This is a genomic window from Mycobacterium sp. (assembly GCF_035570115.1).
In the GTDB taxonomy this organism is placed as follows: Bacteria; Actinomycetota; Actinomycetes; order Mycobacteriales; family Mycobacteriaceae; genus Mycobacterium.
Genome location: NZ_DATMLH010000094.1, coordinates 1 through 10,373, shown reverse-complemented (window position 1 = coordinate 10,373; position 10,373 = coordinate 1). Strand labels below are relative to the sequence as shown.

The following is a 10,373-nucleotide window of genomic DNA, read 5'->3' as shown; positions in this document are numbered from 1 at the left end:
GCACATTTGGAACCTCCATCACGCTTCAGGGGGGAAGTCGACGGGATAGGGCTCGGCGAAATCAGCCGATCGTCCCACCGTGGCCCACTTGCGATCTTCGGCGAGGAGGAATTCGTCCTGGCGTATCGAGCCTTCGACGGCGTTCACGCCGAGCGGTAGGTGATAGGGCAGGTCGGTACGCCGCGCCATGCGCACCAGGATCTGGGCCGCCCGAGCCGGATCGCCCGCGGTGATGGCGTCGCTGTTGCGAACCGAATTCATTGCTCCGACGGTGTCGGCGTACTGGTCCGGGATGTCGGCAACCTCCATCGATGACCCAGCCCAGTCGGTGGCGAACCCGCTGGGTTCGACGACGAGAATCTTGATGCCGAACGGTGCCGTTTCAGTCTGCAGAACACGGGAGAACCCGTCGATCGCGAACTTTGCGGCCTGGTACGACGCGATACCGGCCGACCCGCCGACCCGGCCACCCACGGACGAGAACTGAATGATCAAGCCACCGCCTTGTTCGCGCAGCGCCGGTATCGCAGCCTTAGACACGTGGTAGACCCCCCAGAAATTCGTCTCGAACTGGGCGCGGAAGTCCTCGTCATCGCGGGTCTCGATGGGCGCCACGTTGGCGTACCCGGCGTTGTTCACCACGACGTCGAGGCGCCCGAACCGTTCCCGGGCAGCCGCGATCGACACCGCCGCGGCGGCTGCGTCGGTGACATCGAGCGGCAGCGGAAGGATGCGATCCCCGTAGGTGGTCGCCAGATCGGCCAGTTGCTCGGGGCGGCGAGCGGTCGCAGCGACTGCGTCACCTGTGTCGAGCGCAGCTCGGACCAGTTCGCGGCCGAACCCTCGCGACGACCCTGTGATGAACCAAACCTTACTCATGATCTCCTCCAGTTCAGTTCGCGACGGTGCGGGCGTGCGCAGCGGTGTAGCGCTCTCCCACGATCCGCCCGGGCGCGAATATGTCACTCAGATAAGCAACTTCGTCGGTGCTGATTGCGACCGAGGTGGCCGCGAGATTCTCCCGGACGTACGCAACGCGCTTGGTTCCCGGAATCGGTACCACGTCCAACGGTTGTGCCAACAGCCAGGCCAAGGCCAGTTGTCCCGGCCGGCATCCCTTGTCGGCGGCCAGCTCGGCGAGGGCCGCGACTGGTTCGAGGTTGGTTGCGAGGTTGTCGGCCGAGAACCGCGGATTGCTCGCCCGGAAGTCGTTGGAGTCAAACGTGTCACCGGGTTTCAGCTCACCGGTCAGCGCCGATCGGCCCAATGGGCTGAACGGCACCAACGTGATGCCGAGTTCGCGGCACGTTGCGGTGATTCCGCCCTCGACGCGCCGCTCCCACAGTGAGTACTCGCTCTGTAGCGCTGTGATGGGATGCACGGCGTGTGCTCGGCGGATCAGCTCGGGCCCTGCCTCACTGAGTCCCAGCGCGCGGACCTTGCCGGCGGTGACCAGTTGGGCCATCGCCCCGACGGTGTCTTCGATGGGGACACTCGGATCGAGCCGGTGGTAGTAGTACAGGTCGATGACGTCGGTGCGCAGTCGACGAAGGCTCGCCTCGCACGCGGCGGCGACGTACTCGGGACGCCCGTCCAGCACGATCCCGTTGGGGGGATCGTTGACCTTCACGCCGAATTTCGTCGCGAGGACGACGTTGTCGCGGAGGCCATGTAGCGCGGCACCGATCAGTTGCTCGTTGTGGCCAAAACCTCGGACGTTCGTCGCCGTGGCGATGAGAGCAGCACCGTACACATCGGAGGTGTCCAGGAAGTCGACTCCGAGATCGATCGCCGATCGGATCGTATCTACCGACTCACTGTCATCGGCGGCTCCGTAGAACTGAGACATTCCCATGCAGCCCAAGCCGACGGGGCGCACCCTCAGCTCGGAATGCCCGAGCCGCACACGAGCTGAACCCTTGGCCTTTTCGACGGTCATGACCCTCCTGCGTATCTGGTAGTAGAGCTATCACATATGCTGAACGCCACAGCGCGGGATTCATTCCCGAGCCGGCACGTTCCGCAGGAGCAGGAAGGGATCCGGTGCGCCGCGACGCCGCCATCAACCGCGAACGGCTCGTCAGAGCCGCAGAGGAGGTGTTCGCCGAGCGGGGACCGGCCGCCACCCTCGGCGACGTTGCCAAAGCGGCCGCAGTGGGTCCGGCGACGCTGTATCGCCGGTTCGCCAACAAGGACGCCCTGGTTCAGGAGGTGCTCGGCGGATTCTTCCGACATCTGATCGACGTGGCGGTCATCGCCGAGCAGTCACCTCCGGAGGCTGGCCTCGACGTCTTTCTGCGGACCGTGGGCGTCGAGCTTGCCGCCAAGGCGGGACTCTCCGCGCCAGTGTGGGGAGAACTCGCGCCCAAAGCTCTCGTCGAGGAATTGCGCCGGCGTTCGACCGAGTTACTGCGACGCGCACAACGGGCAGGTGCAGCCCGCGCGGACGTCACACCCGACGACATCACCGCTGCCGTTTGGGCGCTGCGCGGCGTCATCCAATCCGAGCACACCGACCCGGCTCACTATGGCCATGAGCTATGGCGGCGCCATCTGGAGACGATCCTGCGGGGTTTCCGGAGTGCGCCGGGTTGACGACTATTCGGCGCAGCTATTCTCGACGAAGCCGGAAATGTCCGGGCTATCTGGCAGAGCGCGACGCCGAGGGCGGTGGCCGCTACGTCGTGACATGCTGCACCAGCCGTTCGCTGGTATCCCAGAGGTCGAGCGCCTTGGCGCTGTCGTAGGAGTCGGCGGACGACCTGATTTGCTTCGCTCCCATCCGGGGCCTTCCGGTTTGCTGCGAGCCGGGCGATGCTGGCGCTGTCAACCGCCGCGCCGTTCTTGCACTGCACTGCTCGACCCAGCCGCGGGGGACCCGCGTCGGAACGCGGCCGGACTCGAATTAATGCATTCTAACTTGCATTAGTCTGAGTGACGAACAGCGGCTGTCGAGGGTTAAAGCAAAACAGGCTGCGTCAGTTGGCACGTGCGGTCGACGTCGGGAGCCGCGGGATACCCGATATCGAACTGCGATGGCTCACCGGTGACGCCCAACGGGCCGATCGACGCCGCGGTGACAGCGCCTCGCCAGCCGCGATGCGGCTCGTCGATCTGCCAGGGCTGCGTTCAGCCCCCGGAGATGCCAGGCCTATGCCTCAGCTCGGCGGCGCCGCGGGGTGCTGCCGCCTAGCGCGTGGATCACCAAGTCGGCAAGACGATTAAGAAGTTCCTCGTTGATCGGCTGATGGCTGACGAGGTGACGAAAATGCAATGGGGCGACGAGCATTTCGATTGCTGTGGCGCCGTCGTTGATTGCGCCGTCGGGCAGTTCACCACGCAATACGGCTCGATTGACCATGACACTAGCTATCTCGAATCGAGTCTGAAAATAGCGGGCGCTGGTCTCGGCAATCGCTGGGTCGTCCACCGGCGATGCCAGCGCGTGGGCCATTGCCGCACCGACCGGATCGCTCGTGAATTGGGCGAGCTCGCGCGCGAAGGCGACAAGGTCATCGTGCAGCGAACCAGTGTCAGGGATCGGCAGATGCTGATCCCCGGCCAGCAGCAATGCCTCGACGACAAGCCGTTCGCGAGTGCCCCACCGCCGATAGATCGATGTCTCATGCACGCCGGCGCGGCTGGCTACCTCTGCGAGGCTGAACTGTCCCCATCCGAGGTCGCGCAATACCTCCACTGTGGCGTCGAGCACCGCACTGCGGACACGCGCGGAACGCCCGCCGTAGCGACGGCGCACCGCGTTGTCTTGGTCGCTCACCCGAACAGCATAACGCAGTAAGGCTTGTGTTAACGGTATGAGCGGGATTACATTGAACGCATGATCACTTGCATTACAGATTCTTGACGCACAGCACGCAGGCACGCCGCCGAAGACCGAGCGCTGCCGCAGAGGCACGGCGTGCTGACAACGGCGCAGGCTTTCAATCGGGTGACGCGAAATTTGCTGAACGGCAACCACGAGCTGAGGAGAACAGATGACCTACACAAAGGGGTTGCACGACCTGGGTAACGGGTGTCACGCCTGGCTGCAGCCCGACGGAGGCTGGGGTTTGAGCAATTCCGGGCTGATTGTCGGTGCCGGGTCCTCGCTGATGGTCGATACCCTCTTCGACCTCGCGACGACCGCGGAGATGCTGGCTGCGATCCGCTCGCACACCGCGCGTGCCCCCCTGACGACGGTGGTCAACACTCACTCGGACGGCGACCACTGGTTCGGTAACCAGTTGGTGGCGTCCCCAGGCGTAGAGATCGTCGCCTCCGAGGCGGCGGCCACGTTGATGACCCAGCATGCCATCGACGAGCTCGCCGCCTTACCGAATGCGGAGGGGCGCGTTGGCCAGTACATGACGACGGCGCTCGCACCATTCCGGTTCGACGACATCACGGCGGTCGCGCCGACGCGGACGTTCGGCGGGCGGCTATCGGTGGACGTCGGTGGCCGTGAAGTGCTCCTGATCGAAGTCGGTCCGGCGCACACTGTCGGAGATGTACTGGTGCACGTGCCGGACGCGAATCTGCTATACGCCGGCGACATCCTCTTCATCGACAGCACGCCGATCGTGTGGGCGGGCCCACCACAGCGCTGGATCGACGCCTGCGACCTGCTGCTCGACATGCCGCTCGCCACGATCGTGCCCGGGCACGGCCCAGTCACCGACAAAACCGGTGTCGCCCAGGTGCGCGACTACCTGACTTTCGTCGTCACCGAAGCCACCAAGCGCTACAACGACGGCCTCGACGCCGCCACCGCCGCCGCATCCATCAACCTCGGTACCTTTGCGGGGATGTCGGGCCGGGGACGTCTGGTGCAGAACGTCGCCGCCGTGTACCACGCCCTCGATCCTCAACTGCCCCAACAGCCCTTGCTGAGCATCTTCGACGAGATTGCCGCGATGGAGAGCATCGGCACCAGCACAGCCACGGCCGGTGAGCTCTGATGCGCTGGCTGACCTACCGCCACGACGGTGTCGAACGCGTCGGCATGCTCGACGACACGGACACGGTCCACGGGCTCGCGCCCGGGCCCACCATGCTCGACCTGCTCCGATCACACGACGGTCTCAACGCCCACGCGGACTCAATACTCTGCAGTGCCGACCACACCGCCCCCATAGCCGACGTCGTCGTCTGTGCGCCCCTTCAGCCGCCGTCGATCCGGGACTGCATCGGGTTCCTGCAGCACATGCGGAATTGCGGCGGACCTGCAGGTCTGACGATCGACGGGCGCTACGAGCGGGTGCCTTGCTTCTACTTCACCAACGCCGCGGCCGTGCTCGGCCCGACCGATGACGTCGCCATCTTCCCGGGATCGCACCAGTTCGACTACGAACTGGAGGTCGGCGCAGTCATCGGAAGGGCGGGGCGCGACATCCCCCGCGACAAAGCAGGAGAACACATCGCGGGCTACACCATCCTGTGTGATTGGAGTGCACGCGACCTGCAGCTGGCGGAAATGCCCATGGGGGCCGGTCCGGCCAAGGGCAAAGACGGCGCTACCACTCTCGGACCGTGGTTGGTGACGCCCGACGAACTCGAACCCTACCGTGCCGGAAAAGGTTTCGCGCTGACGATGACCGCATCGGTCAACGGCGACGAGATCAGTCAGGGGCGGTGGGACAGCATCGATTGGGACTTTGCCGACATGATCGCCTACACCTCGCGCGGCACTGAATTGCGCCCGGGTGATGTCATCGGAACCGGCACCGTTCCCACCGGGTGCCTGTTCGAACACTATGCGGCCCAACCCGAATCGTTTCGGGGGTGGCTACAGCCCGGTGACCAGGTCCACCTGGCCGTTGAACTGCTCGGCGATCTGCGACAACGCGTCGTCGCTGGAGTGGCCCCGATACCGCTGTCCACCGGGTTTTAACCAGCTCCCCGAAACCGCGAGCAACTAACTCGGGTCCCAGCGGATCCACCGCAACCAACACGAAAGTACCTAAGGAGCACCAACGATGACTACCACCGCACCCAACCAGCCCATTGACACCGTCGACGTCGCCGTCGTCTCCGGCCCGACATCCCCAGGCACGGTGGGTGACTGGGAACTCTTCTTCGCCCGACGCGCGTTGGCCATGCTGAAGTCCCGCCTGGGCCGCGAAGGATTGCTGGAGTTGCTCAAGCCCGACCTCGACGACTCGGCCGAACACTTCAGGGCGTGGGTCGCTGCCTCGGAAGGCAAGTGGCGGCCGGCGCAGACCGAACTGCGGGTAAAAGGCATCAGCGCCGCGGAATTTCTGGCCTACTTCCATTCAGCCATCCCAGATCAGCCGAGGTTGCTGGCCGCCGAGCCCGAACATTTCGTCATGACACAGGTCGATGACCGCCTCCAGGTGGTCGAAAACCTCGGACCGTACATCACCGACCTCCGGATCCTGTTGACCGACGACGATCAGGCGATTGACGACCTCACGGCCGATTACCCCGTGCGCATGGTGGGCAATGTCATACTCCCCGACGGCACACTTTTCGCACACGCGCTGCACCAGTTCCGTGAAACCGCAGACGGATTCGACGTCGTGTTAGGCATCTACTTTCCCGACGCCGCGCCCGCCGAAGTGATCGAAGGACACCGCCAGCATCTGGCTGTGGAATTCACGAACTGGATCATCGACGCCGGCACATCACTCGGCGGGACCGGCACCTCACCGGTGCCGATCGTCGTGACCGGCACCGAACGCTACACAGGCTGAACCACGCATTTCCGGAATCCGGTTGCTCAAGGAAACGCGCTCTGACGGGCGTCGGAGCGGATTTCATTCATTTGCAGGCGATTTGATCGCCGACTGGAAGAACGAATACAACGTCCACCGGCGGCATTCGGCCCTGGGCTATCAAACCCCGTCAGCTACGCCGCCGTCTAGGAGACTTTTTGTGGTTGGGGGGCTTTCCATTGGCCGTCCAGTGCTTCTTGTTTGGGCCAGTAGAGTCGCTCGAACATCCGGAACGGGCCTTGGGGCGCGGGCAGCCAGTTCGATTCTTTGTCCGTGCCCGGTGAGGTGTTTTGGATATAGAACGTGACACCCCCGTCGGGGTCTTTGGTGAGGCTGTTCAGCATGGGTGAGTTGATCAGGTACCGGTTGATCGGGTTTGCGACCAGCAGGCTGGACGGCAGCTCGTACATGGTCAGCGACCAGAACGCGTTGACCGGGGGCAGCTGGCCGGGCGGGAACCGGTAGGTGTAGTTGTTCGCTCCGGTCAGCGGTGCGCCGGTGGAGTCGTTGGAGAAGGCGGGATACATCGCTTCCTGCACGGAGTTGCCGTAGATTCCGAGCACTGCACCGGCCATCCGGTAGAGGTAGTTATTCCGGAGATAATCGCGGGTGCCGAATAAGTCGCCCGAGGTCACCTGGCCGGTGTCGATTTTGTCTTTTTGCAGTGTGGCGAGTTCGGCCCAGGCGTCGGCCATTCCGGCCTCGATGGCGGTGCGCATCTCCGGTGTCAGGGTGGCGGCGTTGAAGGAGCCGTCGGGTCCGATGCCGATAGAGGCGAACCGGGCCCGCAGGTCCTTCTCCGAGGGCAACGTCGGGGTGTATTTCATAACAAAGTTCAAGATGTTGAAGAACTCCGGTGAGGTCTTCTGCTGATCCTTCGTCAGCGGTTTGACGAAGTCGATCGTCGGGGCGGCGGCCGGTGGCGGTTGGTTCAGGAAAGCTGACAGCGGTTGAACCTGGTAGCCGGCCTGGATCTTCTTGACGTTGTCGATGTCGTCGGGACCGAACAGCTGGGTGCGGTAGCCCACCAGCACGAAGTCGGTGTCGGAACGCATTACATCGTTGATGCCGGCGGGTTTGTCACCGTTCCAGCCCGGTCCGGCGAGCAAATATTTGCCGCCGCCGTTGCCGGTGGTGCGGCTGCCGATATAGGCGAAGTTGTAGGTGTAGGCGTCGACGAACTGGACCGCGAAGTAGCGGCCCGCGTCAATTGGGGGGACGGTCAGCACCAGCGGCTCAGCGCGCAGGTCGGCACCGATGAACGAGTAGGGCGTGTCGGAGTTGGGCGTCGGGATAGCGGTGTCGGCGGGAGTGAACACTCGGGCGGTGTTGTGGATCTGATTCCAGGGGCCCTTGTACTGGGGATCCTGCTGGTCGACGAAATACGAGTATTGAATGCGGTAGTTGTCGGCCATCGGAAAGCCGTAAATGTAGGCGTCCTTGGCGATCTCACGGGCCTGAGCGGGCGTGGGAGTTGCGGTCGTCGACGTCGGCGCCGACTTATTGGCGCCGCCGCAGCCGGCCACCGCACTGACCAGCAGCACGGCAACGCCGAGACCCACCATCCTGCATACCCCGGCCGCCATTGCCCGTCCCCATTCGCCTTGGTCAACCGTGCTCTGTCGATACCAGTTGACCCACGCTACCCAGGACCGCGCACCCGTGACGCTCGAACGCCGAACGTAGTTCCCGAATCACTTCGCCACCGCGGCACCGGCTGTCGATCCCTTCGGGCACTGCGGAGGCGTCTGTGAAGAAACTTTCTCAACTCAGATCAGCCGTGAACTCGCGACGGCGACACCGCGAAGTCCGCGCGATACTGCCGCGGTGTCTTTCCGAACCAGCGCCGACACGAGCGATTGAGGGTGCTCTGTTCGGTGTAACCAAGCAGCGCCGCAATCTGGTTGAGATGCAACCCCGGTTCAGCGAGATATCTCGCCGCTTGCTCGCGGCGCTCCCGTTCGATGAGTTGTTGGCATCGCACGCCTTCGGCAGCCAGGCCTCGTTGCAGCGTTCGTGGATGCATGGCGAGCTGGTCTCCGATGGCCTCCACGCTGCATTGGCCGGTGGGCAGTAGGCGGCGGGCCAGCTCGGCCACCCGTTCGGATAGCGTCGCGGTGCTCGGCAGATAGTGGGCCTCCAGGTACTTGGTGGCGATGCGCCTGGTCTCGGGGTCCGCGCTCTCGATGCGCCTGCCGGCCAGGTGCCGAGGTAGCTCGAGCCCGCACCAGGGCTGTCCGAAGCGCACCGGGCAACCCAGCGCTTCGCTGTACGCGGCGTCCGAGCCGTGTTGTTCGTGCATGAATGAGATTGCGCGGGGCCGCGCCTCCGGGCCGCCCATGAGATGAATCATGCGTACGCCGTTGGCCATGGCTAGCTCGTATCCCTGGAGCACATAGGGAAGACCGGGCCCGATCACTTCAAAAGTGAACCTGACGTCGGTCTCGGCGGTCCCCGAGTGGGCGGTCAGCTGCAACGCAGGGGAGTGGACGTAGAGGTAACTCGCGATCGACTCCAGCCCGCCCAGCAACGTCTGAGCGTTCCGGGCGATCACGGCGATCGGTCCCAAGATGTCCATGCCCTGCCAGCGCGAGAGACGAAGCCCGAAGTCCTGGCAACCTAGGTCGGCAGCGCTGGCCTCCAGCATGCGGACGAACGCCTCGAAGGAGATGAACGCCTCGTCCTCATACTCGACACCCGGCGGGATGTGGAAACGCGACAGGAATGGCTCCGGGTCAGCGCCGAGCTCCCTGACCAAGTCGCTGTAACCCCACAGGTTGGTGGCGCGGATCAGGCTGGCCATTCGATCAACTCCCCGTGTCGGGAAATGACAAAAGTACGTCGCAATCTGTCAAGACCCGCGACCCCGACCTCAACCATTCTGTTTCTACAAAGTTTCTGCAAGGTCCTGCGGACACAGCAGGTAGGAAGCGCGAGGGAAGCCATGAACGCACGACACTTCGACGTCCTGATCATCGGTGCCGGGTTGTCCGGAATCGGTACGGCCTGCCAGGTCAGTGCCGAGCATCCCGACAAGACCATCGCCGTGCTGGAGCGACGCGAGCGCCTTGGCGGCACCTGGGACTTGTTCCGCTACCCCGGTATCCGCTCGGATTCCGACATGTACAGCTTCGGTTACAAATTCCGGCCGTGGCAGGACAACAAGGTGCTCGCGGATGGCGCGTCGATCCGTGAGTACATCGCGGACACCGCCGCCGAGTACGGCATCGACGAGAAGATCCACTACGGCCTCAAGATCGTCCGCGCTGACTGGTCGACGCTCGAGAGCCGCTGGACGGTCACCGCGCTGCACGAGGCGACCGGCGAGACTCGCTGCTACACCTGCGGCTTCCTCGTCAGCTGCACCGGCTACTACAACTACGACGCCGGCTATCTGCCGGCCTTCCCCGGCGTGGAGCAGTTCACGGGTCAGTGCGTCCATCCCCAGCATTGGCCCGAAGACCTGGACTACACCGGCAAGAAGGTCGTCGTGATCGGTAGTGGCGCAACGGCCGTCACGCTGGTGCCGACGATGGCCGGCGACGCCGGGCATGTGACCATGCTGCAGCGCTCGCCGTCGTACATCTTCTCGTTGCCCGCCTTCGACAAGATCTCCGAAGTTCTGGGTCGATTCCTCCC

General features: G+C 64.1%; 10 protein-coding genes and 2 pseudogenes. 6 read left to right on the top strand and 6 right to left on the bottom strand.

From position 1 onward, the window contains the following. Positions 1 to 18: 18 nt before the first annotated feature. On the bottom strand, positions 19 to 879 hold the full coding sequence (locus VNW74_RS08470) for an SDR family NAD(P)-dependent oxidoreductase (RefSeq protein WP_325676157.1): 861 nt from the start codon (positions 877 to 879) through the stop codon (positions 19 to 21). Between the two features lie 13 nt (positions 880 to 892). Beyond that, positions 893 to 1,939 carry an aldo/keto reductase gene (locus VNW74_RS08465; protein ID WP_325676156.1) on the bottom strand — a complete coding sequence of 349 codons (1,047 nt, stop codon included), beginning with the start codon at positions 1,937 to 1,939 and terminating at the stop codon, positions 893 to 895. A gap of 104 nt (positions 1,940 to 2,043) precedes the next feature. On the opposite strand from VNW74_RS08465, the gene VNW74_RS08460 reads away from it, so the two are divergent. Next, positions 2,044 to 2,595, top strand: coding sequence for a helix-turn-helix domain-containing protein (locus VNW74_RS08460; protein WP_325676155.1), 552 nt, complete (start codon positions 2,044 to 2,046; stop codon positions 2,593 to 2,595). Positions 2,596 to 2,677: 82 nt separating this feature from the next. Here VNW74_RS08460 and VNW74_RS08455 read toward each other — a convergent pair. Both VNW74_RS08455 and VNW74_RS08450 read right to left on the bottom strand, forming a co-directional pair. After that, a pseudogene (locus VNW74_RS08455) lies at positions 2,678 to 2,797 on the bottom strand (alanine-phosphoribitol ligase); the annotation flags it as partial. Between the two features lie 354 nt (positions 2,798 to 3,151). Then, entirely contained in the window at positions 3,152 to 3,778 is a 627-nt protein-coding gene (locus tag VNW74_RS08450; RefSeq protein WP_325676154.1) for a TetR/AcrR family transcriptional regulator, read from the bottom strand. A gap of 217 nt (positions 3,779 to 3,995) precedes the next feature. On the opposite strand from VNW74_RS08450, the gene VNW74_RS08445 reads away from it, so the two are divergent. From VNW74_RS08445 to VNW74_RS31865, 4 genes and pseudogenes are all read left to right on the top strand, one after another. Then, positions 3,996 to 4,958, top strand: coding sequence for an MBL fold metallo-hydrolase (locus VNW74_RS08445; protein WP_325676153.1), 963 nt, complete (start codon positions 3,996 to 3,998; stop codon positions 4,956 to 4,958). Next, positions 4,958 to 5,890 (top strand): fumarylacetoacetate hydrolase family protein, encoded by a 933-nt coding sequence (locus VNW74_RS08440; protein WP_325676152.1) that lies wholly within the window; start codon positions 4,958 to 4,960, stop codon positions 5,888 to 5,890. The genes VNW74_RS08445 and VNW74_RS08440 overlap by 1 nt, the downstream gene beginning before the upstream one ends. Positions 5,891 to 5,975: 85 nt before the next feature. Next, positions 5,976 to 6,713, top strand: a complete 738-nt coding sequence (locus VNW74_RS08435) for a hypothetical protein (protein ID WP_325676151.1) — start codon at positions 5,976 to 5,978, stop codon at positions 6,711 to 6,713. Positions 6,714 to 6,735: 22 nt separating this feature from the next. Next, a pseudogene (locus tag VNW74_RS31865) lies at positions 6,736 to 6,855 on the top strand (hypothetical protein); the annotation flags it as partial. Positions 6,856 to 6,880: 25 nt separating this feature from the next. On the opposite strand, the gene VNW74_RS08430 reads toward VNW74_RS31865, so the two are convergent. Together VNW74_RS08430 and VNW74_RS08425 are read right to left on the bottom strand one after the other, a co-directional pair. Next, a complete protein-coding gene (locus VNW74_RS08430; RefSeq protein ID WP_414686629.1) occupies positions 6,881 to 8,320 on the bottom strand; it encodes a DUF1254 domain-containing protein in 1,440 nt (479 codons plus the stop codon). A 188-nt stretch (positions 8,321 to 8,508) separates the two neighbouring features. Then, entirely contained in the window at positions 8,509 to 9,537 is a 1,029-nt protein-coding gene (locus VNW74_RS08425; RefSeq protein WP_325676150.1) for an AraC family transcriptional regulator, read from the bottom strand. A 141-nt stretch (positions 9,538 to 9,678) separates the two neighbouring features. Here VNW74_RS08425 and VNW74_RS08420 point away from each other — a divergent pair. Next, positions 9,679 to 10,373: NAD(P)/FAD-dependent oxidoreductase (locus tag VNW74_RS08420; protein WP_325676149.1), on the top strand; the 695-nt coding region annotated here is incomplete at its 3' end.